This is a genomic window from Microbispora triticiradicis (genome assembly GCF_005864065.1).
In the GTDB taxonomy this organism is placed as follows: Bacteria; Actinomycetota; Actinomycetes; order Streptosporangiales; family Streptosporangiaceae; genus Microbispora; species Microbispora triticiradicis.
In genome coordinates, this window is sequence record NZ_VANP01000002.1 from 580,675 (window position 1) to 604,517 (window position 23,843).

25 protein-coding genes and 1 riboswitch are annotated in these 23,843 nt (G+C 72.4%); of the genes, 16 read left to right on the forward strand and 9 right to left on the reverse strand.

Features of this window, described 5'->3' with window-relative positions; genetic code table 11:
* The first annotated feature begins 67 nt into the window (after positions 1–67).
* From FED44_RS07620 to FED44_RS07630, 3 genes are all read left to right on the forward strand, one after another.
* Positions 68–1,066 carry an NAD-dependent epimerase/dehydratase family protein gene (locus tag FED44_RS07620; protein ID WP_111699784.1) on the forward strand — a complete coding sequence of 333 codons (999 nt, stop codon included), beginning with the start codon at positions 68–70 and terminating at the stop codon, positions 1,064–1,066.
* An 89-nt stretch (positions 1,067–1,155) separates the two neighbouring features.
* On the forward strand, positions 1,156–1,611 hold the full coding sequence (locus tag FED44_RS07625; RefSeq protein ID WP_138460184.1) for a GNAT family N-acetyltransferase: 456 nt from the start codon (positions 1,156–1,158) through the stop codon (positions 1,609–1,611).
* A 53-nt stretch (positions 1,612–1,664) separates the two neighbouring features.
* Complete coding sequence (locus FED44_RS07630; RefSeq protein WP_167521414.1) at positions 1,665–2,039, forward strand: PAS domain-containing protein; 375 nt, start codon at positions 1,665–1,667, stop codon at positions 2,037–2,039.
* A 43-nt stretch (positions 2,040–2,082) separates the two neighbouring features.
* On the opposite strand, the gene FED44_RS07635 is transcribed toward FED44_RS07630, so the two are convergent.
* From FED44_RS07635 to FED44_RS07650, 5 genes are all read right to left on the reverse strand, one after another.
* Entirely contained in the window at positions 2,083–2,895 is an 813-nt protein-coding gene (locus FED44_RS07635) for an SAM-dependent methyltransferase (RefSeq protein ID WP_244301772.1), read from the reverse strand.
* 100 nt (positions 2,896–2,995) lie between these two features.
* Positions 2,996–4,099, reverse strand: coding sequence for a methyltransferase domain-containing protein (locus tag FED44_RS07640; protein WP_138460185.1), 1,104 nt, complete (start codon positions 4,097–4,099; stop codon positions 2,996–2,998).
* On the reverse strand, positions 4,096–4,230 hold the full coding sequence (locus FED44_RS38030; protein WP_259402861.1) for a hypothetical protein: 135 nt from the start codon (positions 4,228–4,230) through the stop codon (positions 4,096–4,098). Before FED44_RS38030 ends, FED44_RS07640 begins: the two co-directional genes overlap by 4 nt.
* A 125-nt stretch (positions 4,231–4,355) precedes the next feature.
* Positions 4,356–5,201: a 1-aminocyclopropane-1-carboxylate deaminase/D-cysteine desulfhydrase gene (locus FED44_RS07645; RefSeq protein ID WP_208758874.1), complete on the reverse strand. Its 846-nt coding sequence runs from the start codon at positions 5,199–5,201 to the stop codon at positions 4,356–4,358.
* Between the two features lie 58 nt (positions 5,202–5,259).
* Entirely contained in the window at positions 5,260–6,774 is a 1,515-nt protein-coding gene (locus FED44_RS07650; protein ID WP_244301773.1) for a glycoside hydrolase family 43 protein, read from the reverse strand.
* A gap of 118 nt (positions 6,775–6,892) precedes the next feature.
* Between FED44_RS07650 and FED44_RS07655 the strand changes: the two genes are divergently transcribed.
* Positions 6,893–8,167, forward strand: a complete 1,275-nt coding sequence (locus FED44_RS07655) for an SGNH/GDSL hydrolase family protein (RefSeq protein WP_138460187.1) — start codon at positions 6,893–6,895, stop codon at positions 8,165–8,167.
* Positions 8,168–8,281: 114 nt separating this feature from the next.
* Positions 8,282–9,568, forward strand: coding sequence for an MFS transporter (locus FED44_RS07660; RefSeq protein WP_111699790.1), 1,287 nt, complete (start codon positions 8,282–8,284; stop codon positions 9,566–9,568).
* Positions 9,569–9,655: 87 nt separating this feature from the next.
* Here FED44_RS07660 and FED44_RS07665 read toward each other — a convergent pair whose 3' ends face one another.
* Complete coding sequence (locus tag FED44_RS07665; RefSeq protein WP_138460188.1) at positions 9,656–10,303, reverse strand: class I SAM-dependent methyltransferase; 648 nt, start codon at positions 10,301–10,303, stop codon at positions 9,656–9,658.
* A gap of 145 nt (positions 10,304–10,448) precedes the next feature.
* Between FED44_RS07665 and FED44_RS07670 the strand changes: the two genes are divergently transcribed.
* The 6 genes from FED44_RS07670 to FED44_RS35685 all read left to right on the forward strand — a co-directional run bounded on the left by FED44_RS07670 (position 10,449) and on the right by FED44_RS35685 (position 17,313).
* Entirely contained in the window at positions 10,449–11,111 is a 663-nt protein-coding gene (locus tag FED44_RS07670; RefSeq protein ID WP_138460189.1) for a peroxiredoxin, read from the forward strand.
* Between the two features lie 71 nt (positions 11,112–11,182).
* Positions 11,183–12,463 (forward strand): D-arabinono-1,4-lactone oxidase, encoded by a 1,281-nt coding sequence (locus FED44_RS07675; RefSeq protein WP_138460190.1) that lies wholly within the window; start codon positions 11,183–11,185, stop codon positions 12,461–12,463.
* A 96-nt stretch (positions 12,464–12,559) separates the two neighbouring features.
* Positions 12,560–14,335 (forward strand): glycoside hydrolase family 15 protein, encoded by a 1,776-nt coding sequence (locus FED44_RS07680; RefSeq protein ID WP_138460191.1) that lies wholly within the window; start codon positions 12,560–12,562, stop codon positions 14,333–14,335.
* A 120-nt stretch (positions 14,336–14,455) separates the two neighbouring features.
* Positions 14,456–14,923 (forward strand): SPW repeat protein, encoded by a 468-nt coding sequence (locus FED44_RS07685; protein ID WP_111699795.1) that lies wholly within the window; start codon positions 14,456–14,458, stop codon positions 14,921–14,923.
* Positions 14,924–15,251: 328 nt separating this feature from the next.
* Positions 15,252–15,395, forward strand: a riboswitch (cyclic di-AMP (ydaO/yuaA leader).
* 311 nt (positions 15,396–15,706) lie between these two features.
* Positions 15,707–16,525 (forward strand): CHAP domain-containing protein, encoded by an 819-nt coding sequence (locus tag FED44_RS36305; RefSeq protein WP_244301774.1) that lies wholly within the window; start codon positions 15,707–15,709, stop codon positions 16,523–16,525.
* A 149-nt stretch (positions 16,526–16,674) separates the two neighbouring features.
* Positions 16,675–17,313, forward strand: coding sequence for a hypothetical protein (locus FED44_RS35685; RefSeq protein WP_167521415.1), 639 nt, complete (start codon positions 16,675–16,677; stop codon positions 17,311–17,313).
* 100 nt (positions 17,314–17,413) lie between these two features.
* Here FED44_RS35685 and FED44_RS07695 read toward each other — a convergent pair whose 3' ends face one another.
* Positions 17,414–17,917, reverse strand: coding sequence for a MarR family winged helix-turn-helix transcriptional regulator (locus FED44_RS07695; RefSeq protein WP_138460192.1), 504 nt, complete (start codon positions 17,915–17,917; stop codon positions 17,414–17,416).
* 187 nt (positions 17,918–18,104) lie between these two features.
* On the opposite strand from FED44_RS07695, the gene FED44_RS07700 reads away from it, so the two are divergent.
* On the forward strand, positions 18,105–18,284 hold the full coding sequence (locus tag FED44_RS07700) for a DUF4236 domain-containing protein (protein ID WP_138460193.1): 180 nt from the start codon (positions 18,105–18,107) through the stop codon (positions 18,282–18,284).
* 105 nt (positions 18,285–18,389) lie between these two features.
* Here the strand turns inward: FED44_RS07700 and FED44_RS07705 are convergent, their stop codons facing one another.
* A complete protein-coding gene (locus FED44_RS07705; RefSeq protein ID WP_138460194.1) occupies positions 18,390–18,620 on the reverse strand; it encodes a hypervirulence associated TUDOR domain-containing protein in 231 nt (76 codons plus the stop codon).
* Positions 18,621–18,919: 299 nt separating this feature from the next.
* Between FED44_RS07705 and FED44_RS35690 the strand changes: the two genes are divergently transcribed.
* The 3 genes from FED44_RS35690 (at position 18,920) to FED44_RS07720 (ending at position 21,201) form a co-directional block, all read left to right on the forward strand.
* Positions 18,920–19,516, forward strand: a complete 597-nt coding sequence (locus FED44_RS35690) for a hypothetical protein (RefSeq protein WP_167521416.1) — start codon at positions 18,920–18,922, stop codon at positions 19,514–19,516.
* A gap of 87 nt (positions 19,517–19,603) precedes the next feature.
* The gene (locus FED44_RS07715) at positions 19,604–20,266 is read left to right on the forward strand and encodes a fasciclin domain-containing protein (protein WP_138460195.1); all 663 of its coding nucleotides are present in this window, start codon (positions 19,604–19,606) and stop codon (positions 20,264–20,266) included.
* 230 nt (positions 20,267–20,496) lie between these two features.
* A complete protein-coding gene (locus tag FED44_RS07720) occupies positions 20,497–21,201 on the forward strand; it encodes a hypothetical protein (protein ID WP_133305950.1) in 705 nt (234 codons plus the stop codon).
* A 66-nt stretch (positions 21,202–21,267) separates the two neighbouring features.
* Here the strand turns inward: FED44_RS07720 and FED44_RS07725 are convergent, their stop codons facing one another.
* Positions 21,268–21,468: a transposase gene (locus tag FED44_RS07725; protein ID WP_117408101.1), complete on the reverse strand. Its 201-nt coding sequence runs from the start codon at positions 21,466–21,468 to the stop codon at positions 21,268–21,270.
* A 147-nt stretch (positions 21,469–21,615) separates the two neighbouring features.
* On the opposite strand from FED44_RS07725, the gene FED44_RS07730 reads away from it, so the two are divergent.
* Positions 21,616–23,814, forward strand: coding sequence for an amylo-alpha-1,6-glucosidase (locus FED44_RS07730; protein WP_244301775.1), 2,199 nt, complete (start codon positions 21,616–21,618; stop codon positions 23,812–23,814).
* Positions 23,815–23,843 lie beyond the last annotated feature (29 nt).

A 23,843-nucleotide genomic window follows, 5' to 3' on the forward strand; every position in this document is an offset into this window, starting at 1 on the left:
CTTACGGGTCGCGAACGGTCGTGCCCGGAGCGGTCTCCGCGAGGCGGCGGCGGTCTACCCTCGGCCCGTGAAGGTGCTGCTGACCGGCTCGGCCGGGTTCATCGGAAGTCACGTCGCCGAGGCGCTGACGGCGGCCGGGCACGAGGTGGCCGGCCTCGACGTGCGGGCGGGCGGCGTCGAGCGCGGAGACGTGCGCGACGGGACGACCGCCGATCGCCTGCTGCCGGGTGTGGACGCGGTGGTCCACCAGGCGGCCAAGGTCGGCCTCGGCGTCGACGTGGCGGACCTGCCGGACTACGCCTCGGTGAACGTGCACGGCACGGCCGTGCTGCTGGCGGCGATGGCGCGGCACGGCGTCGGCCGCCTGGTGCTGGCGTCGTCCATGGTGGTCTACGGGGAGGGCGCCTACGAGTGCGGCGAGCACGGGCCGGTCCGGCCCCGCCCCCGGGCCGCCGAGGACCTCGACCGGGGGATCTTCGAGCCGCGCTGCCCCGGCTGCGCCTCGCCGCTCACGCCGGCGGTCATCGGCGAGGACGCGCCCGCCGATCCCCGCAACGCCTACGCCACCACGAAGCTGGCGCAGGAGCATCTCGCCGCCAACTGGGCCAGGGAGACCGGCGGCGTCGCCGTCGCCCTGCGGTACCACAACGTGTACGGCCCCCGGATGCCCAGGGACACGCCGTACTCGGGGGTCGCGGCGATCTTCCGGTCGGCGCTGGAGGCGGGGCGGGCCCCGCGCGTCTTCGAGGACGGCGGGCAACGGCGCGACTTCGTCCACGTCCGGGACGTCGCGCGGGCCAACCTGGCGGCGCTCGCCGCGGGGCGGGAGGGCGCCCTGTCCGCGTACAACGTGGCGAGCGGACAGCCGCGCACGGTGGGGGAGATGGCCGCGGAACTGGCCGCGCGGCGGGGCGGGCCGCGCCCGGTCGTGACGGGGGAGTACCGCCTCGGCGACGTGCGGCACATCGTCGCCTCGCCCGGCCGGGCGAGGGCGGAGCTGGGCTTCCGCGCCCGCGTCGGGTTCGCCGAGGGCATGCGGGAGTTCGCCGTCGCACCGCTGGGCTGAACCGGGCGGGCGGGATGGCATCCTGGTGTCCCGTCGGGCATGATCCGTCAGACACGACCCGTCAGACACGATCTAGGTGAGCGAGCGCGATGAGAATCGTCGAGGACGACCTGTCCGGGCCGGAGATCGCCGAGTTCCTCGAGGAGCACCTTCGGGAGATGCGGTCCATCACGCCCCCGGAGAGCAAGCACGCCCTGGACCTCGACGGCCTGCGCCGTCCGGAGGTCACGTTCTGGTCGGTGATGGACGGCGGCACCGTGGTGGGCTGCGGGGCGATCAAGAGGCTGGACGACTCCCACGCCGAGCTGAAGTCGATGCGGACGGCGGCGGCGCGCAAGCGCGCGGGCATCGCGTCCCTGCTGCTGCGGCACATCCTCGCCGAGGCCGGGCGGATGGGCTTCACCCGGCTGAGCCTGGAGACCGGCGCGGAGGAGCACTTCCTGCCCGCCAGGAAGCTGTACGAGAAGTTCGGGTTCACCTACTGCGAGCCTTTCGGCGACTACCGCCCCGATCCGCTCAGCGTGTTCATGACCAGACAGCTCTGAGGAGCGGCCACCTCCGGGAGAAGCAGATCAACGACACGCTCGGCACCCGGACGGTGCAGCTCGACCGGGCCAACCGCTTCGTCGACTCGGTGGTGCGCTCACTGGGGGACGCCGTGATCGTGCTCGGCCGGGACCTGCGGGTGCTGCTGTGGAGCTCCGGGGCGCAGGAGCTGTGGGGGCTGCGCCCCGAGGAGGCGGCCGGCCGCGCCCTGCACACACTCGACATAGGGCTGCCGGTTGAGACGTTGCTGCCCGGCCTGCGGCGGGTGCTGGACGGCGACCCGCCCGGCGGGCCGCAGCCCGCCACGATGATCGTCGACGCGGTCAACCGCCGGGGCCGCACCGCCAGGCTGTCGATCACGGTGACGCCGCTGCACGAGGACGACGCCTCCGTCCACGGCCTGATCCTCGTCCTCACCGCGGAGTGACCACGAGGCGACCGCGCGGCCGGGGCGGACCGCGGGTCCCCGGTCAGGGGATCACGGCGACGCCGCCCACGATGCCGGCTCCGTGCCTGCGCTCCAGGAGCGTCTCCGGCGGCTCGGGGCGCCACTCCTCCAGCGGCACGACGCCGGGCTCCAGCAGGCGCAGGCCGTCGAACAGGTCCCGCACCTGAGCCGTGGTGCGCGGCACGGCGCCTCCGCTGGTGGTGGTGGCGTAGACGTCCCGGCTTCGCCTGACCGCGTCCTCGTCGAGGTCGCCGGGCGTGCCGTGGGAGATCACCACGTGGCTCCCCGGGGCGAGCGCGTCGCGGAACGTGCCGACGATGCGCGCCGCCTCCGCGTCGTCGACGACGAAGTGGAGGACGGCGAGCATGATCAACGCGACCGGCCGGCTGAAGTCGAGGTGGCGGAGGACCGCCGGATGGGTGAGCACCGCCTTGGGCTCGCGCATGTCACCGGCGACCACGATGGACCGGGGGTTGTCGGCGAGCAGGGCACGGGCGTGGACGAGCACGATCGGATCGTTATCGACGTAGACGACCCGGGAGTCCGGTGCGACGGCCTGCGCCACCTGGTGGACGTTCTCCTGCGTCGGGAGACCGGTGCCGACGTCGAGGAACTGCCGGATGCCCGCCCCCGCGAGGTGCCGTACGGCCCGTACGAGGAAGGCGCGGTTGGCCCGGGCCACGTCGCGGGCGTTCGGCAGGATCTCGATGATCTTCTCGGCCGCCTCGCGGTCGGCGGCGAAGTTGTCCTTGCCGCCGAGGTAGTAGTCGTACATCCGGGCCACGCTCGGCGTGGAGGGGTCGATCACCCAGTCCGGTGCCTGCTCGTCGTGCACGCTCTGCCCCCAAGCGTCTCGATCTTCGACCATCATAGGGACGCTCACGGGGAATTTGACCAGTCCGTCAGATAATCCGGAATACCGGCACCGCCACCGGTCAGCGGATCACGTTGTCCGGCCGGTCCAGCCAGATGTGCTGGCCATCCGGGGCGACGGTCAGCCCGAACCGGTCCCGGCCGGGGCTTCCCCACTCCACCCAGCGGAAGAACGCCTCTTCGACCTCGTCCCACAGATTGCGCTCACCGAACTGCCGGACCTCCGATCCCGTGATCCAGGCCCCGGACCGCCCGGCCCACAACCAGATCTCGAACTCCTCGCCCGTGCCGAGACTCACCGAGACATCGGGCAGAAATCCCGCAATCGCGACATCGGCCCCCAATCCCGCCCGCAGTACTCGGCGGGGATCCACCGTCGCCGCGCGCCTGCCATACCCGCCCTCATGCTCCGGCGGAGCGGGAACGCGCTGAGCCCGCATCATCATGTAGTGCGCGCCACCTGCGAACCGGCCGGTCGCCGTGCCGTCCCGTCCGGCTGTCAGCCACAGCTTGTGGCCCGGCTCGAACCCCGGCATCCAGGGCAGCACGATCGCTCCGCCAGGGCGGGTCTGCTCCACCCACGCATACGGCACCTTCCGCACGCCGCAGGTGACATGAACCCGGTCGTACGGAGCCTGCTCCGCCCAGCCGTCCGCGCCGTCACCGAGTACCAGGCGCGGGCAGAAACCGGCCTGCTTGAGGCTCGCCGCCGCCGCCTCATGCACCGCCGGATCGATCTCGACGCTGACCACGTTCACTTCACCCAGGCGATGAGACAGCAGCCCGGCCGTCCACCCGGTTCCCGTGCCGATCTCCAGGACGCGGTCACCGGCGTAGGGGCTCAGCAGTTCGAGGAAGTCCACGACAACCCCGGGAGCCGACAGTGAGGACGAGTACACGCCCTCCCCGCCGCCCACCTCGGTCGCTCCGTCGTCGAGCTGGGTGATGATCGGGTGGTCGGCGTACACCGCATCCCACCAGGCATCCGGATCGGTGTCCCGATCGATACGGTAGCCCGGCCCCGCATAGGGCTCCGCCCAGGCCACCGCCGGGACGAACAGATGACGCGGCACGGCGTGCAGCGCCGCGCGCCATCCCTCATCGGTGAGCTCGCCATTGGCCGCCAGAGCGTCAGCGAGCGCGTCGATACGTCCGCGGAGATTCACTTGCCCCGTGTCCCTCCGCCTTTCCTCTGACCGTCCCCGCTTTCCTTCGTTGGCTTCTCCGGAATGAACGGCTTGTCCTGCTTCTGCGGCCCCGCATGCTTCGGCGGCTTCTTGTCCTCGTCATTGCCCACGCTTCTTCCCCCTTTTGATCAATCCTGCCTGGGACACCTTCACTGTGCGCCACGTTTTGCCTCCGCGCCACCCGGTCGGCGAAACGCACACGGTGACGGAAGTGGCAAGTGGGGGAGTTCGAGTATCAGATGGGGCCGGTGATGACCGCGACGATCGTGGTTCCGGGAGGGAACGTGCGCTTCCCGGCCAGATCGAAGATGCCGTACATCATCTTGCCGGTGTAGAGCCGGTCCAGGCGCAAGCCGTGCCGCTTCTCGAAGTCCTCCACGAAGGACAGCAGTTCCGGCTTCGTCTTCGCGTATCCGCCGAAGTGATAATCCAGGTTCACGTGCCATCTGCCGCGTGGGGCGGCGTGAGCGTCCTCCTGGAGGCGCCGGATCTCGTCGTTCAGCCAGCCGGCTCCCTTGAGCACCGAGAAGCCGATCGCCTCCTGGTCGCCGTGCAGACCGGCGGCGATGCCCGCGAGCGTGCCGCCCGTTCCGCAGGGGCAGCAGATGAAGTCGAAGTCCTGCGTGATCTCGTCCGGGATCTCGGCGCATCCCCGCACCGCGAGTCCGTTGCTTCCGCCCTCGGGAATAAGGTAGAAGTCGCCGAAGCGGCGGTGGAGAGCCCCGATCACATCGCTTTCCATTTTTCTGCGATATGTCCCGCGGTCCAGGTAGGCCAGGGTCATTCCCTGTTCCACCGCGTAGGAGAGCGTGGGGTTGAGGGGGAGATGTTCTTCGCCGCGGATGACGCCCACGGTCCGCAGACCGAAAAGGGCGCCGGCCGCGGCCGTCGCCCTGATGTGGTTGGAATAGGCGCCCCCGAACGTCAGAATCCTTCCGTGCCCGGACCGCCGGGCGGCCTGGATGTTGTACTTCAGCTTCCGCCATTTGTTGCCGGGGATCTCGGGGTCGATGAGATCGTCGCGCTTCAGCAGCAGGCGAACGCCTCGCGCTCCGAGGCGGGGATCGATCAGTTCCTCCACCGGCGAAGGCAGGCGAGGCGGAGAGCCGGCGTTCTCCGCGGCGCGTTCGACCGGTTCGTCAGGCAACCGGGACGACCGGTTCGTCGTCGGTGCCCTCGTAGTCGAACCAGTCGAAGGCCGCGCTGCCCTCGGTCACGTACATGCCGATGACCCGTCCGGTGAAGCCGGTCGCCACCTCCGTGGACAGGTAGCGGCCGTCCAGTTCGGCGAGGAGGACGCCGTCCGCCGAAAAGGCGATCGTGTCCGGCCCGCGGGCGCCCACGCCGACCGGCCCGGCGCCGGCCTCGGCGGCACTGGTCACGGACGGCGGCAGCGGATCGGCCGTACGGCAGTGGACCGTGAGGGTGAGCGGTCCCGGAGCCACCGGGCGCCGCGCCACGACCTGGCGCAGCGGGCCGATCCTGGCGATCAAGGACACCTCTCCGCCGGACACCTCGATGTCGTAGTGATGGGCCTCGTCCAGCCGTACGGACAGCCCGGCCCGGCCGGGATCGGGGTCGAGACGGGCGCTGACGCGGCAGTCGTGGTGCTGCTGGCGCCGCCCGAAGAACGTGTGGCCGGGACGGTCGAGGGTGGGACCGGTGGCGTGCAGCGTCAGCCGGCCGGGGCGCTCGGTCAGCGACCAGGAGTCGTCGGGGCGGCAACGCACCGAGATCCAGCAGGGCGCCGGAACGGGGGCGTCGAAGTCGTCGCGGACCGGGGGCGGGGGGAGCGGATGCCAGGCGGCGGGAGCGGGGTGACGCTCCTCCACCGGTCCCACGACCGGCCAGCCGTCCACCCACTCCACCGGGACGAGGAAGGTCTCCCGGCCGAGCACCTGGAACTCCGGGGAGTAGCCGCGGGGGCGGGCCCCGAGCAGGATCATCCACCAGGTGCCGTCCGGGGCGCACACCAGGTCCGCGTGGCCGGTGCTCTGGATCGGGCGGGACGTGCCGCGGTGGGTCAGGATCGGGTTGACCGGGCCGGGCTCGAACGGCCCGCGAGGGGAGCGGGCGCGGGCGATGGAGACGGCGTGGCCGCGTTCGGTGCCGCCCTCCGACAGGAGCAGGTACCACCACCCGCCGGTCTGGAACAGGTGGGGCGCCTCGGGGTACTTGCCGCCGGTGCCCGCCCAGATGTCGACCGGGCCCTCCAGGACCTCGCCGGACGCCGGGTCGATCCGCGCCAGCCGGGGGCCGGAGGTCGTGAGCCAGCAGTGGCCCTCCTCGTCCCAGGCCAGGCTGGGATCGACCCGGGGCAGGTCGATCCAGACCGGGTCCGACCACGGGCCCTCGGGGCGCTCCGCGGTCACCAGGAAGTGGCCGCGGTCGTCGCTCACGTTCGTCGTGATCATGTAGAACAGGCCGTCGTGGTGCCGGATGGTCGGGGCGAAGATCCCGCCGGAGGCGAGGGTCCCGGGCGGCAGGTGAAGCTGGGACGGCCGGTCGAGCACGTTGCCGATCTGCCGCCAGTGGACCAGGTCACGGCTGTGGAAGATCGGCACACCCGGGAAGTACTCGAAGCTGGAGCAGACCAGGTAGTAGTCCTCACCCACCCGGCAGACGCTCGGGTCGGGGTGGAACCCGCCGATCACAGGATTCCGGTACGTCCGCATAGGCAGGGTTCGCCCTTCCGTGCTCCGTTGTGCCGGGAGTGTGCAGGGAGTGTGCCGGGGGTGGATCGAAGGCCTGGCTGGACGGGACGATAGGCAGATGATCCGCAACGCGTCAAGATCCACCCGGCGGCGCACAGCTCTGGCGGCGCGCGGGCCGGACGGTCACTGGGTCGTCACCTGGGCGTCGATGCCGCAGCTCACGGAGCCGGAGAACATGCCGCCCGCGCCGTTCGCCGGGACAGGCCTCGTCTTCGCGGGCAGCACGCTGCGCCAGACCCTGCGGGTCTCCGTGGGCGGGCGGCGGATGCGGCTGCGGTTCTCCAACGCCTTCGGCGGCGCCGCGCTGCCTCTCACCAGGGTCGCCGTGGCGCTTCCCCGCGGCGGGCGGGCGGGGGCGGCGGAGATCCGGCCGGAGACCTCGCGGCAGGTGACCTTCCACGGCCGTCCGTCCGTCGTGGTCCCGGCCGGGGCGCAGGCGGTCTCCGACCCGCTGAGCTTCGACCTGGCGCCCCGGTCCGTCCTCTCGGTGACGGTCCATCTGGCCGACGGGCAGCGCTCCGCCGCCGTCACCTCGCACCCGGGCTCCAGGACCACGTCGTACCTGCTGGCCGGGGACCACACCGAGGCCGCCGATCTGCCCGGAGCGGCGGCCGTCGATCACTGGTACCTCCTCGGCGGCGTGGAGGTGTGGGCCGGGCCCTCGGTCGCCGCGGCCGTCGTCGTGGGCGACTCGCTGACCGACGGCAGGGGCTCGACCACCAACATGAACGACCGCTGGCCGGACCGGCTGGCCGACCGCCTGCACGCCCGGCGCGCGACCTCGGGGGTGGCGATCGTCAACCAGGGGGCCGGTGGCAACCGGGTGCTCGACGACGGCCTGGGCCCGAACGTCCTGGCCAGGCTCGACCGCGACGTGCTCGCGCAGAGCGGGGTGCGCTGGCTGGTCCTCTTCGAGGGGGTCAACGACGTCGGCACGGCCGAGGCGACGGAGGCGGCCCAGAAGCAGGTGGCCGAGGACCTCGTCGCCGCCTACGACCAGGTCGTCCGCCGCGCGCACGCCCGGGGCGTCCGGGTGTACGGCGCGACGCTGACGCCGTTCGGCGGCAACGACGCCTACGACGACCCGGGCGGATTGCGGGAGCGGTCCCGGCAGGCGGTCAACGAGTGGATCCGGGCGAGCGGCCGCTTCGACGCCGTGATCGACTTCGACCGCGCCGCCCGCGACCCGGCCGCTCCCCGGCGGCTGCTCCCGGCGTACGACGTGGGCGACGGCCTGCACCTGAACCCGGCCGGTTACCGGGCGCTCGCCGACGCCGTCCCCGCCCGGTTGTTCCGCGACGAGCCGCTGCCCCGTGGTTTCGGCTACGACTGAGGTGTCGGCCACGACCGACCTCGCCACCGCCGGGCCCACCCCGGAGGGGCGCGGTAACACGATCAGGGTAAAGTACGCGAATTGGCTGATTTGCCCAGATCGGTGAGGTAAAGGGTGTCGGGGGTTCAGGCAGTTCTGAAGCGCGTCGCACTCGACACCCGGCCCCTGGCCATCCCGGCGTACCGGCGGCTGCTGGTGGGCCAGGGCGTGTCGTTCGTCGGCTTCCAGCTCACCGCGGTGGCCGTGAGCGGCCAGGTCTACAGCATCACCCGGTCGTCGCTCTGGGTGGGCATGCTCGGCCCGGTGAGCCTCGTCCCGCTGGTCGTCTTCGGCCTGTGGGGCGGCGCGGTGGCCGACGCGATGGACCGCCGGCGGCTGCTGCTCGCCGGGTCGGTCGTGGCCTGGGTGTCGACCCTCGCCCTGCTGCTGCACGCCTGGTCGGGGCTGGGCAGCGTGCACCTCATCCTCGCGGTGATCGCCCTGCAGTCGATCGGCTTCGCCGTCACCTCGGCGACGCGCGGCGCGATCATCCCCCGGATCGTCCCCACCGAGCGGGTCGCCGCGGCCAACACCCTCAACTTCCTGGTCAGCAGCATCGGCACGGTGGTGGGGCCGCTGCTGGCCGGGGTGGTGCTCGCCCGGGGCGGCTACGCGCTGGCGTACCTCATCGACGCCGTCCTGTTCGGCGCGGGCTTCTACGCCGCCGTACGGCTGCCGTCGCTCGCGCCCCTCGGCGAGATCTCCCGGCCGGGCCTGCGGTCGGTCGCCGACGGGCTCGCCTATGTCGTGAGCCGGCCGGTCGTGCTGATGTCGTTCGTGGTGGACATCATCGCGATGGCCTTCGCGATGCCGCGGGCGCTGTTCCCCGAGATGACGGCGGAGCGCTTCGGCGGGTCGGCCGTGGCGTTCGGCTGGCTGTCGGCGAGCATCGCCATCGGGGCGGTCGTCGCCGGGCTGCTGTCGGGCTGGATCGGCCGCGTACGCCGGCAGGGGGTGGCGCTCACGCTCGTGATCGCCCTGTGGGGGGTCACGGTCTCCGCGGCGGCGCTGGCGCAGCCGCTGTGGCTGGTCGTCGCGCTGCTGGCCGTGGGCGGCGCGATCGACCTCGCCTCCGCCGTGTGGCGGCAGACGATCCTGCAGACGTACGCGCCGGACGAGATGCGCGGGCGGCTGCAGGGCGTGTTCATGGTCGTGGTGGCGGGCGGCCCGCGCCTCGGCGACCTGCGGGCGGGCGCCACCGCGGACGCCTTCGGGCTGGTGCCCTCCTGGGCGGGCGGCGGTCTCGTGTGCGCCCTCCTCGTGCTGGTCGCCGGGTTCGCCGTCCCGGCCTTCCGCCGCTACGAGGCCGGGACCGCGCTGCCCGAGACGGCGGCCCGGCAACCACAGCCGAGCGCGGACTGACCACACCTCTGCCGGACCGCGCCGGTCCGCCGGGACGGGCGCGGTTCAACGGGCGCGGTTCAACGGGCGCGGTTCAACGGGCGCTGCTCAGCGGCGGGCCACGCCGCGTACGCAGAAGGAGATCGGGTTGCGCACGCCGCAGGCGAAGACGAACCGGTCCAGGGTCTCGACGGTGAAACCCGCCGCCTCGATCGCCGCCACGCTGTCCCGGCCCGTGTGGCAGCCGCCGGTCAGGCGCGGCCACACCGTCGCGTCCAGCAGGTCCTGGGCGCGGGCCCAGCCGGGGCTCCCGGCACGGACGTGTTCGAGGAAGCGCAGCCGCCCGCCGGGCGCGAGCACCCGGCGTATCTCCCGCAGCCCGGCGCCGGGATCGGGCAGCGAGCACAGCACGAAGGTGACCACCGCCGCGTCGAACCCCCCGTCGGCGGCCGGGAGCCGTTCGGCCAGGCCGCTCGCGACCTCGATCCGCGCGGGGGCCGCCCGGGCGGCGCGGCGGGCGGCCGCCCGCAGCAGCGGCTCCGGCTCGACGGCCAGCACACCGGTCACTGACGGCGGATAGTGGCCGAAGTTCAGCCCGTTGCCGGCGCCGACCTCGATCACCCGGCCCGACAGCCCGGCCAGCAGCGCCTCCCGCTGCCCGGCGAGGCCCCGCCGGTCGAGCACCTGGCTGAACCACGTGTAGAAGCGTGCGAACAGCGGATGGCTGATCTCGGTCACCGGCGTGGTCGTCCGCATGGCGCCCCCTCGCGAGGTTCATTCCCCGGGCGCGGCGGCTGTCGCGACGCTGCCGCGGGCGATTACCGAACCGGGGCGAACGGCGCGTCGTCGTGACCGGTCATCGCGGGTACGGGCGCAGTGAGCGGACGGAGAGGAGCACGTCATGACCGCTGCCGCGGAGCCGGCCACCCGGCTGCCGCTCATCGGCGACAGGGCCCCCGGCTTCGAGGCCGAGAGCACGCACGGGCCGGTCCGGCTCGCCGACTACGCGGGGCGGTGGCTGGTGCTGTTCAGCCATCCCGCCGACTTCACCCCGGTGTGCACCACCGAGTTCGTCGCCTTCACCGAACTCGCCGAGGAGTTCGCGGCCCGCGGCGTCGCCCTGCTCGGCATCTCGGTCGACTCCGTGCACAGCCACCTCGCCTGGACCCGGGCGATCGAGGACAGGCTCGGCGTGCGGGTGCCGTTCCCGGTCATCGCCGACGTCGGCACCCACGTCTCCCGCGCGTACGGCATGCTCCACCCGAACGCGTCGGCCACGGCGGCGGTCCGGGCGGTGTTCGTCATCGACCCCGAGTCGGTCGTCCGCGCGATCCTCTACTACCCGATGAACGCGGGGCGCATGGTCCCCGAGATCCTCCGGCTCGTCGAGGCGCTGCAGACGGCCGACCGCGACGGCGTCTCCTGCCCGGCCAACTGGCGGCCGGGCGACGACGTGCTGCTGGGCGCGCCGCGGACCCAGGCCGAGGTGGAGGCCAGGCAGGCCGACGAGAGGGTCAAGCTCGTCGACTGGTACCTCGCAGGAGTCCCCGGCCGTCCCGTCTGATCCGTCCGTCCGAGCCGTTCGGAGCCCCGCCGGGCCCGGCGCGCGGGTGATGTTCCGGTAAAACTCATCTGGTGACTCAAGACGTGACGAACTGGGCGGGCAACATCACCTTCCGGGCCGGGCGGGCCGACCGGCCGTCCTCGCTGGAGGAACTGCGCGGGCTGGTCGCCCGGAGCGGGAAGGTCCGCGTCCTCGGCAGCGGCCACTCCTTCAACCACATCGCCGACTCACCGGGCGCGCTCGTCTCGCTGGACGGCCTGCCCCCCGAGATCGACATCGACTCCGCGTCGGCGGCCGTCCGGGTCGCCGCGAGCGTGCGGTACGGCGAACTCGGGCGGCGCCTGCACGAGAAGGGCTACGCCCTGCCCAACCTCGCGTCCCTGCCGCACATCTCGGTCGCGGGCTCCTGCGCGACCGGCACCCACGGCTCGGGTGACGGCAACGGCGGGCTCGCGACGTCGGTGCGCGCGGTCGAGATGGTGACCGCCGAGGGCGACCTCGTCACGCTGAGCCGGGACGCGGACGGCGACCGGTTCGGGGGCGCCGTCGTGTCGCTCGGCGCGCTCGGCGCCGTCGTCGCCCTGACGCTCGATCTCCTGCCGGCGTTCGACGTCCGGCAGCGCGTGTACGAGGGGCTTCCGGCGGAGGTGCTCGACGACCGGTTCGACGCCGTCATGTCCGCCGCCTACAGCGTGAGCCTGTTCACCGACTGGCGGACCTCGCGCGTCAACCAGGTCTGGGTCAAGGAACGCCTCGCCCCCACCTCCGGCGGCCTCGACGACGCCGAGCCGGACGGCTTCTTCGGGGCGGCCCCGGCCGACGGCCCGCGCCACCCCGTACCCGGCGTGTCCCCGGTGCACTGCACGACCCAGATGGGGAGGCCCGGCCCCTGGTTCGAGCGCCTGCCGCACTTCCGGCCCGATTTCACCCCGAGCAGCGGCGAGGAACTCCAGGCGGAGTACATGGTGCCCCGGCGGCACGCGGCCGAGGCGTTCCGGGCGCTCGGCGCGATCGGCGATCGCATCGCCCCGGTCCTCCAGATCTCCGAGATCCGCAGCATCGCCGCCGACGACCTCTGGCTGAGCCCGAGCCAGGGGCGCGACACCGTGGCCTTCCACTTCACCTGGGTCAAGGACCCGGCCGCCGTGACGCCGGTGCTGACCGCGATCGAGGAGCGCCTGGCGCCGTTCGGGGCGCGACCCCACTGGGGGAAGCTCTTTACCCTCCCGCCGGACGTCCTGCGCACCCGCTACGAGCGCATGGACGACTTCGCCGCCCTGGCACGGCACTACGACCCCCGGGGCGTCTTCGCCAACGAGTACGTCGAGCGGTACGTCTTCGGGCGGCGATAAGCCGCGATTCGCGGGGATGGGCCGGGGTACGTGTGTGCCGCGGCCGCGCCGCGTCCCCGGCGTACGGCCCCGGCCGTACGGGTGAGGGGAGGCGCCATGCGGATCGAGGACTACGCGCTCGTCGGCGACATGCACACCGCCGCCCTGGTGGGCCGGAACGGCTCGGTCGACTGGCTGTGCCTGCCCCGCTTCGACTCCGGCGCCTGCTTCGCGGCCCTGCTGGGCGGGCACCGGGCCGGGCACTGGCTGCTGGCGCCCGCCGCGGGAGGCACCTGCGCCGGGCGCCGCTACCGCGACGGCATGCTGGTGCTGGAGACGACCTGGGACGTGCCCGGCGGGTGCGCCCGGGTCCTCGACTTCATGCCGCCGCGCCAGGAGGCGCCCGACGTCGTCCGGATCGTGGAGGGCGTGCGTGGCCGGGTGGAGATGCGTACGGAACTGCTGCTGCGCTTTGACTACGGCGAGGTGGTGCCCTGGACGCGCGAGCGCGGCGGCGAACTGGCCGTGATCGCCGGTCCGAACGCCGCGTGGCTGCAGTCTCCCGTGCCGCTGACGCAGGAGTCGCGCCCGCGCGCCGCGACCGCCTCGTTCACCGTCGCGGCGGGGGAGCGGGTGCCGTTCGTGCTCACCTGGCAGGAGTCGTGGCGGAGCCGCCCGCACCGGCTGGAGGCCGCCGAGGAGCTGGCGAACACCGAGCGCATGTGGCGGGAGTGGCTCGGCCGGTGCCGTTACCGGGGTGAGTACGCCGAGGCGGTGTCCGGCAGCCTCGTCACGCTCAAGGCCCTCACCTACGCCCCGACCGGCGGCATCGTCGCGGCGCCCACCACGTCCCTGCCGGAGCTGATCGGAGGCTCCCGCAACTGGGACTACCGCTACAGCTGGCTGCGGGACGCCGCGTTCACTCTCCAGGCGCTCATCGGGGCGGGGTACTCAGAGGAGGCGACCGCCTGGCGTGACTGGCTGCTGCGGGCCGTCGCCGGAGACCCGGCCGACCTGCAGATCATGTACACGATCGACGGCGGCCGCCGGATGCCCGAGCGGACCCTCGACCGGCTGCCGGGATACGAGGGGTCCCGGCCGGTGCGGGCCGGCAACGCCGCCGCCCGGCAGTTCCAGCTCGACGTGTACGGCGAGGTGATCGACTGCCTCTACCAGGCCAGACAGGCGGGGCTGGGGCCGGAGGAGGACGCCTGGGACCTGCAGCGCGCGTTCATGGACTATCTGGAGGGCGCGTGGCGCGAGCCGGGCAACGGGCTCTGGGAGGTGCGCGGGCCGCGCCGCCCGTTCGTGCACGCGAAGGTCCTCGCGTGGGTGGCCGCGGACCGGATGGTCGCCTCGGTGGAGCGGCAGGGCCTCGACGGTCCGGTGGGCCGCTGGCGCGCCCTGCGGGAGGAGATCCACCAGGACGTGTGCGCCCACGGGTACGACCCCGGCCGCAACACCTTCACCCAGTTCTACGGCTCCAGGGGGCTGGACGCCGCGCTGCTGCTGATCCCCCGGCTCGGCTTCCTGCCGCTGGACGACCCCCGCCTGGCGGGAACCGTCGACGCCGTGTGCCGCGAGCTCACGGAGGACGGATTCGTGCTGCGCTACCGGCCGGAGGCCGACGGCGTGGACCGGCTGCCGGGCGGGGAGGGGGTCTTCGTCCCCTGCTCCTTCTGGCTCGCGCACGCGCTCGCCCTGCTGGGCCGGCGCAGTCGGGCGCGGGCGCTGTTCGAGCGGCTGCTGTCCCTGCGCAACGACGTCGGCCTGCTGGCGGAGGAGTACGACCCCGGCCGCCGTCGCCAGGTGGGCAACTTCCCCCAGGCCTACAGCCACGTTTCGATCGTCAACACGGCGGAGGCCCTGACGGCGGCGGTGCAATCTGCCTGACAGATGTACTTCATCTGCAATCCGCGCGTCTCGCGGTCTCCCCTCCGTGCCGTCCCCGGTTGCATGATGCAAGAGAGGGGTCTCGGGCCCCCGGCCACCTGGGAGAAGAGGTGACACATCATGGTGCAACCAGGTCTGGCTCGACGCCCGGACGTCACGGAGCTGCGCCAGACGTACGACCGGGCGGGATCGACCGCCCCGGCGCAGGTCATGGACGCGGTGACGCTCCTCGCCGGCCTCTACCTCGCCATCTCGCCGTGGATCGTGGGATTCACCGGGTTCGGCGGCCTGACGGTCAACAACCTGATCGTCGGGCTGGTCGTCACGGCGCTCGCGCTGAGCTGCGCCTCCGCGTTCGGCCGGACGTACGGCGTGAGCTGGGTGACACCGGTGCTCGGCGTCTGGGCGATCATCGCGCCGTGGGTGATCAGAGGCCAGCCGGCGACCACCGCGACCATCTGGAACAACGTGGTCACCGGAGCGATCATCTTCCTGTTCGGCCTCGGCGCGCTCGCGTTCGCGGCCAACTACCGGCAGCACGAGCACGGCCGGCGGAGAGGAGTCGGCGCACCCGGCGGTGAGTGGTAGCCGGCGCGGCAGCCCGCCGCCTGCGGTCCGACGCCAGCGGTCCGACGCGGCGGGGCCGGCCGGATCGACGGGGCGTGAGAGGGTCCGAGCCCGCTCACGCCCCGCCATCGTGATCACCCCGCGTCATACGGGAGCCCGAGTGCCAGACGGGCCCGTACCGGGCGATGTGGCGCATATCACGGTTAGGTGCCGTCGGGGCGAGGACCTGCGGAAGCGTGGTGCAGAAGGTGCAGAAATGGACCCGTTTGCCGGTTTTTCGGTCGTGTCCTACTCGTGATCTACTATGCTTCCGGTCAGTGCGCCGGTGCGTGGTCCTCAACCCGAGGACGACCGGCGACCGCCGAATCCCGGATGTCATCGAACCCGGGAACCGGGGACCCACGTCTCTCTGGGGTGAATCCGGACCATCCGGTAGGGCTACTCCTGGCCCGAACCCGTCAGCTAACCCGGTAGGCGGCCAAGGAGAGGAGAGCGCGTGGAGTGTCCGCTCCACCTGCCCACCCGGTCCGGCCTCCGTCGCCGTACCACATGCCCGCCCTGGAACGTCTCCAGGCTTCCGGGGTGACGGCGCGCCCGTGACGGGCTGCCACATCTCCCGTTTCTGAATCCCGTCCGACCCCGCCCGCCCGGGGACCGCCGCGGCCGTGTCCGCCGGTGCGTCCGCCGGCGTGACGGTCGGTGTGACGGTCATGCCCGCATGCCGTCGTGCCCGGCGGCGGGTTCGTCATGTTCTGACGCGCGCCATAGGAGCCTTCGATTTCTACCGATCCGATAGCACAGCAGTTGCTCGACGCCGTACGCCCGGAGCTCGGCTACCGGGAACGGCCCGGGAAGCCGACCAAGTTCGGCGAGTGGTACGCCGACAACATCGCCATGGACTCCGACTTCAAGGCGGCTCCCTGGTGCGACATGTTCGTCTCGTGGGCGGCCGACCGGGCCGGCGTGCAGGACCACGTCGGCGAGTTCGCGCTGACCACCCGGCACGCCAAGTGGTTCGAGCAGCAGGGCGCCTGGAGTCGCGAGCCGGAACCCGGGGCCGTGGTCTTCTTCGACTGGTCGGGGTCGAAGCGCATCAAGGACATCGACCACGTCGGCATCGTCGAGAAGGTCGTCGGCGGCAAGGTCCACACGATCGAGGGCAACGTCGACGGCGTCTGGCTCAAGCGCAAGGTGCGCGACTCCAGCAAGATCGTCGGGTACGGCCTGCCACGCAAGGTCAAGGTGATCCCGAAGGTGACCGTCACCGTCCAGCCCGTGGCGGCGGACGCCGCGGTTCAGGGGGCGGTGGTCCAGGGGGCGGTGGTCCAGGGGGCGGCGGCGTCGGCCACGCGGAGCATGGCCGCGGGTCACGGGCAGCCGCCGGGCACGGCCTTCTCGCCGAGCGACGCCGTCCTGCCGGCCGGTCTGCTGTTCGCGCTCGTGTCGACCGCGGTGACCGGTCTGCGCTTCAGGGCCGCCGCGGCGGCGACGTCCGGCGGACGGCACCGAAGGGGTGGCCCGCGGCGGGAGGGGTACGGCGGCGAGCGGCGCGGCCAGGAGGTCGTGGGAGCCGGGGTGTCCGGCCCCGCCGCGGCGCAGGAGCCGTTCCACCTCCTCGGCTGACCGGCCGGAGAGGCGCCTGGGAACACTCTGGGAGTTCGAGATCGTTTGCGGGTGTCTGTGAAATTCGGCGACTCGCGCGGCTAGGGTGGGCAGCCACCCGCGGAAGCCGTGGAGCTTTCCCCCGATACGACCGCTGGGAGTTGTCTCACATGTACGGGCGCGTCCCCTCACAGACGAGCCAGGATGATCAGTTTCGTCAGGAGATCCTCTCCAGCGACGAGCCGTCCGGCACGAAGAGCAGGAAGCCCCTCGTCATCGTCGCCGTGATCCTGGTCGCCGTACTCGCGGCGGCGGGCGCGGGCTTCGCGTTGCGCGGCTCCACGGACCCGGGCCCCTCCGCGGGCGGTGCCGGGCAGCAGACGGCGCCGGCGCAGGAGAACGGCGCCGGTGATCCCGCCGAGGCGGGACCGGACTCCGGAACCGACGCCGAGGACGGCGCGGATGACGGCGCGGATGACGGCGCGGATGACGGCGCGGATGACGGCTTGGCGGGCGACGCCGAGGGCGGCGGCGCGGACGGAGGCGCGGACGGCGGCTCCGCGCAGGCGCCAGCCGGAGACGGCACGGGCACCGGCGCGGGCTCCGGCGCCGGTGGGTCCACCGGTCAGGCGCCCGGAGGCACGGGCCAGGCGAAGACCGGGCCGGCCGGAAAGGCGGGCGGCGGCACGAAGGGCGGCGGCACGAAGGGCGGCGCGGGCACCGGCTCCGGCGGAGGCGACGACACGCCCTCGACGGCCGGTGGCTCCGGCGGCCTCATCCCGGGGGAATGCGCCGCCTCCGGATGCTGAGTCCGCGTGACGACCGCGTGCCCGGCGAGTGCGCCGCCCCCGCGAGCCCGGCCGGCTTCCGGCGGGCGTACCGGATCACCAAGTCCGTGCAGGCGACGGGTCAGGAGGACGGATCGGGCCAGCCGAGCGGGAACGAGACGGTCGTGGGCGGTTCGCCGGCCGCGTCGGTGAACTCGCGCATGGCGGTGATCAGAGCCTGACGCCGGGGAGCGGACATCCGGGCGAGGATCGCCGCGATCTCCGCCTTGCGCCGGGCGGTGACCTCGTCCACGATGCGCGAGCCTACGTCGGTCAGCCGCAGCAGCGTCTCCCGCCGGTTCTGCGGGTTCACCTCGCGCTTCAGCAGCCCGGCGGCGGCGAGGCGGTCCGCCATCCGCATCGCGGTCGAGGGATTCACGCCGAGTCTCTCGGCCAGCGTGACCAGTTTGGTCTCTCCCTGCCCGACCACCAGCAGCATCCGGAACTGCGGCAGTGTGACTCTGTCCTCCGCGGAGGCGAGGGAGCGTGCGGAGATCGCGACGAGCACCCGCGACGCGGTGAGCACGGCGGACGTGACGGCCTCCAGGTCGTCCGCGATCGGCTCCTCGTCCCCATCCTTAGCCATAGGCATCGTTTTTACACGGTCCCAGCCGCCGTCTCGTCATTGCACCGGACAAAGGTTCCCACCCTGTGACCAGGAGTTGTACGGCGAGGACGGCGGCGATGCGTCCCGACATGCACCTCTGTGCGAGCGCGTGTGCTGTTCGCTTCTGTGGGTAGTCGCGGGGGCACGGAAAACACGGAGGGAAACGATGGGCTGGAGCTACCGTAAGTCAATCAAGATGGGGCCTTTCAGACTCAACCTGTCGCGCGGCGGTGTGGGCCACAGCTACGGCGGCCGCGCCTTCCGCGTGACCAAGACGGCGGACGGGCGTCGCACCCTGACGGTGAACCTGCCCGGCGGCTTCCACTGGAAGAAGACGCTCGGTTAGGGCGGGTGCGTGACGCGCCGGGCGCGCCTCCGGCCCGCCCGGCGCAGGACCCCCGGCGGCGTCACTTCTCCAGGCGTCACTTCTCCGGGCTCATTTCTCCGGGCGTCACTTCTTCGGGTGCAGAGCCGAGGGCTTGTGCACCGCCGAGCCGCCGCTCTTCTCACTGCGCACCTTGTACTGCGGGTCCTCCGGAGACGCGGCCACGGTGCGGCCGGCCTCCTCGGTCCGTTCGGTGATCTTCTTCTCGACCTTGCCTTCGGCGGTCCCGCCGTGGCTCTTCCAGGTCACCTCGTCGCCGACCTTCGGTTGTTCCTCGGATTCGCGCTTGTCACTCATGGGCCCGCGCATACCCCCTCGTCCCGCCGGCACTCGGGATGAGAATCCAGGAAAAGGGCGATCCCTTGGGCGCCTGATCTCCGTTCCGTTTCCCCGGCGTTTCCCCGGGGCGCCGAAACCGTACGTTCCACGCCGCCGTGGCGCGCGTCAGGCGGGCCGCTTGCGGGCGTGATGGGACCTTTGCGGGTGAAGCGCCCGATCATCATGCTTGACCGGACATTGGTCGTGGGATGCGTGATCACTCCCTGGTGCGGCGCTTACCGTCGTGCTCGTACCATCCATGACCTCGGGGGAGTCTCATGCCTCTCTGCACTGCCGTACTGGCCGCCGCCCTCCTCTCCGGGCCGGCCGTCGTGCCGCCGGACCCGGCTCCGACCGGGACGACGGCCACCGCGGACACGAACGACGCCGCGCCGTCGTGGGGGCCGGCGGGACCATTCGCTCTCACACCCGGCGGGGCGCCGCAGGACGGGGAGTCTCCGCTCATGCTTCCGCAGGCGCCGCCGTGGATGGCGCCCGGCGGGACGGCGGGCGAGCGGGGCGACGCCGGCGCGGACTCCGCTCCCGGGAGCGCCCCGGACGTGCCGCGTGATCCCGGCGCGGACGCCGGGCCGGTCGCGGACGGCGACGTCGTCAGGCCGGGGGAGAAGGCCGGCGGCGCGGAGAACGCCAGCCCGTCGGGATCGAACACCTCGATCATCCCGCTGATCGATCCCAAGACGCGCGACGTCGTGTTCCAGCCGGCGTCGGCGCCCGGCAAGCCGGGCGAGGCGCCGAAGCCGTTCACCTTCCACTCCGCGCAGGGAGTGCAGAAGACCAGGTCGTTCCCGCCGGCCCACGTGCGGAAGAAGGTTATCCAGCGCCCCCGGCAGCAGCAGCGGCCGCGCGGCTGGTGAACAACGCGCCCGAGACGGCCTGACGGACAGGCCCGCGCCCGGCCCGCCACCCAGCAACGACCTTTCCACGACTAAGGAAGCACCATCATGAAAACCCGTCTGCTCGCCTTTGCCGCGCTGACCGCGGCGCTGTCGATGTCCGCGGCGTGCGGTAGCCAGGGCGGCGACTCCGCGGCCCCGGTCGCGGTCAACGAGACCGCCACCGACATGACCACCGAGACCCCCACCACCAGCGCCGAGCCGAGCGAGGGCGCCTCCGCGACGCCCTCGGCCTCGGTGGCCGCGTCGCCGGTCGGGCCCGCCTGCGCCTCGCTCCCGGCCTCGGGCAAGGGCAGTCCCGCCGAACTGGCCAAGGTGCCGGTGGGCGCCGCGCTCTCCGACATTCCGTCGCTCTCCACGCTGGCCCGTGTGGTGAAGAAGGCCGGGCTCGAGGAGACGCTCAACTCCGCCCAGGACATCACCGTGTTCGCGCCCACCAACGAGGCGTTCGGCAAGATCCCGAAGAACCAGCTCGACCAGCTGCTGGCCAAGCGCAAGTCGCTCCGGGGGCTGCTGGCCTACCACGTGGTCAAGGGACGGAAGGCGCCCGCGGACCTGAAGGGCGAGCTGACCAGCCTGGAAGGCCGCAAGCTCACCGTCTCGGGCGCGGCGCCCAACCTCAAGGTCAACGACGCCGCCGTGACCTGCGGGAACCTCGCCACCTCCAACGCGACCGTCTACCTGGTCGACAAGGTCCTCATGCCGAGGTGACCGGCCGCCGTCCAGGACGGTGTCCTCCGGGGGTGTGCCGCATGCGGCACACCCCCGGATTCGTTTCCACCCCTTTTTCGCTCCCGATTCTCCGCGCGGGGTGCGGCCTATGTCCTGAAGCGGCCGATTCTCTTATTTGACCGGACACTGAGTGTCAGGTCCGTGAACGCCCGGCATCAGCCGCTTACCTTCGTTCTTGTACCGTCCACCAATATTCGGGGGAAATACTCATGCCTATAGCTACTGCCGTACTCGCCGCGGCTCTCCTGTCGGGGCCGGCGCCAGCCGACCAGAGCCCGATGGCCGCCAAGGAGCAGCTGTCGCCCGGCAAGAAGATCGCCGCGATGGCGATGAACCACCCGGAGGAGCCCGACTTCGTCGCGTCCAAGGCGCTGGAGATCCTGGACAAGGGCGCGAAGGTCACCCCGTTCACCAAGCCGGACGACGAGGCCGGCGCCCAGGGCATGGGCGGCCCGGCGGCCGGAGGCCCGCGGAACGCGGGCCAGGCGAACACCGGCCAGGCGGCCGGGGCTCCGCAGGGCGCGGGCCAGGCGGGCGGCAAGCAGGGGGCCGCCGGCCAGGAGCCCGGCGGCACGAACGGCTTCATGCCGTTGGGCAACGGCGGCATGTTCACCATGCCGGCGAGGAACAACAGCGGCGACGCCAACAGTGGCGCCAACGGTGGCGCCAACGGCCAGAACGCGCCGCGGGACATCTTCCTCAACCCCTCCACGCAGAAGCCCACCTACGCGAAGCTGTCGGGCGACGACCTGACCGGCGCGCCCACCGGCCGGCAGAAGAAGGAGGACGACGAGGCGGCGGACGCATGGCTCCGGCCGGCGAAGCCGGCCACCGGGGCCAAGAAGGTGATCAAGGCCAAGGGCCAGGCCAGGCCGAGGAGCGCCGACCCCTTCTCGATGCCGGGCTGGGACTGACCCCCACCGCCGCGTGGGCGGCAGTGGGACGACCGAGGGGTGAGCCGGCCGGGACCGGCTCACCCCTCATCGCCGTGCGTGCGGGCGTCCGGCCCGTCGCAGGTCGACGACCTCCACCAGGTCGGCCAGGTCCACGTGGACGGCCACCTCCTCGACGGTGGCGCAGAAGCCGACGTGATACCCCAGATGGCGCACTCGCAGGAGCCGCCGGCCCTCGATGACGACGGAGTCCACCTCGTGCCCCTCCGCACTCACCCACCTGCGCATGACGGCAGAGTAGGAAACCCCAGGTCATGAAGGGGTAAACCGCGGCAGGACCCCACCCTGCCGGGACCGCGCGGCGCCGGCGGCGGCCGGACAGAACATCCCGACATAACTGGGGATAAGGGGTGAGAAGCGGCGAGGCCGAGGGGTATGACGGCAGCGTCGACGGGTGTGCGGGCCGGGGGGATCGGCATGACGGGCGGGTGGACGTTCGAGGGGCAGCCCAGCCCCATCGGCGCGGGCACCATGACGCTGGTGGCCGGGGGCTCGTTCTGTGTGTCGTCCCGCAACGGCGACATCCTGCCGGGAGCGGCCCAGGGGATCTACTACGCCGACACCCGGCTGCTGTCGCAGTGGGAGCTGCGCGTCGACGACGGCCCGATCGAGGAACTGCAGGTCGTCACCGGCGAGCCGTACCACGCGATGTTCCTCGGCCGGGCCGCGCCCAGGCCGGGCCAGGTGGAGAGCACCCTGCTGGTGACGCGCGACCGGTACGTCGGCGGCGGACTGTCGGAGGACCTCGTCATCCGGAACATGTCCCACGAGCCGGCCGGCCTCGTCGTGACCCTGCTCGTCGGCTCCGACGTGTGCGACCTGTTCGAGGTGAAGACCCACAGGGTGCATTGGGTGGCCGACGTGACGACAGCGGCGGAGGACCGCTCGTTGCGCATGTTCTCCGTCAGCAAGGCCCGGGGAGCGCGGGTGACGGCCGAGGCCGGCGACACGCCGGTGCTGGCGGTGCCGGCTCCGCGCATGCTCCTGTTCCGGGCGGTGGTGCCGCCGCGGGGCGAGTGGAGGGCCGCACTGAAGGTCAACCCGATCATCAACGGGGTCGAGACCGAGGCGTGGTACTGCCACAAGCGGCTGACGCCCGCGCTCGCCGAGCACGCGGGGCGGCTGTTCGAGTGGGACCGGAGCCTGCCGGAGGTCACCACCTCCAACGCCGCGCTCGGCGCGATCCTGCGGCAGTCCCACCAGGACATCGGCGCGCTGCGGCTGTTCGATCCCGGGAACCCGGACCTGCCGCCCAGCGTGGCGGCCGGGGCGCCCTGGTTCATGACGCTGTTCGGCCGCGACTCGCTGCTCACCTCGCTGCTGGTCCTGCCGCTCGACCCCGGCATTGCGTACGGCACGCTGTGCCGGCTGGCCGACCTGCAGGGCACGAAGGCCGACCCGATGACCGAGGAGGAGCCGGGCAAGATCCTGCACGAGCTGCGGTACGGCGCCCGGCCGGACAGCGCTGGCGTGGGCGGGCACGCCTACTACGGCTCGGTGGACTCCAGCCCCCTGTTCGTCGTCCTCCTCGGCGAGCTGCGCCGCTGGGGTCTCGACACCGAGGCGGCATGGCGGCTGCTCCCGAAGGCCGACGCCGCGCTGGAGTGGATCGAGCGGTACGGCATGCGCGACGGGTTCCTGTGGTATCGGCGCAAGACCGACCAGGGCCTGGTCAACCAGGGGTGGAAGGACTCCTTCGACGGGATCAACTTCGCCGACGGCGCCCTCGCCCGGCCGCCCATCGCGCTGGCCGAGGTGCAGGGATACGTCTACGCCGCCTACCTCGCCCGCCACTACTTCGCCCGCGAGGCGGGGGACGCCGAGGCCGAGCGGCACTACCGCGGGCGGGCCGCGGAGCTGCGGGCCCGGTTCAACGAGCGGTTCTGGCTGCCCGACCGCGGCTACTTCGCCGTGGGGCTCGACCACGAGGGCCGGCCGATCGACGCCCTCGCCTCCAACATGGGCCACTGCCTGTGGTCGGGCATCGTCGACCGGGACAAGGCGGCTTCGGTGGCCGGTCACCTGCTCTCGCCCCGGATGTTCACCGGTTTCGGCATCCGCACGCTCGCCTCCGACATGGGCGCCTACAACCCGATGAGCTACCACAACGGCTCGGTGTGGCCGCACGACAGCGCGCTGGCCGCGGCCGGGCTCATGCGGTACGGCTTCGTGGAGGAGGCTCAGCGGGTGGCCTGCGGCCTGCTCGACGCCGCCCGGGCCTTCGGCGACCGGCTGCCCGAGCTGTTCTGCGGCTTCGACCGCGGCGAGTTCAACCTCCCGGTGCCCTACCCGACCTCGTGCTCCCCGCAGGCGTGGTCGTCGGCCGCGCCGATCCAGCTCGTGCGCCTCCTGCTGCGCATCGACCCCTGGGTGCCGCACGGCAAGGTGTGGATCGCGCCCGCACTGCCGGCGGGGTTCGGCGACCTGCGCATCTCCGGCATGCACCTCGCGGGGACCCGGGTCGACCTGGACGCCCGGGAGGGCAGCGGCGTGCCGCACGTGACCGGCCTGCCCGGCGACGTGCTCCTCATCCCGGAGCCCCGCCCGCCGACCCCCTCCCGTACCGGCGCCTGACCGCCGGGCGGCCGTGCGCGTCGTCTCGG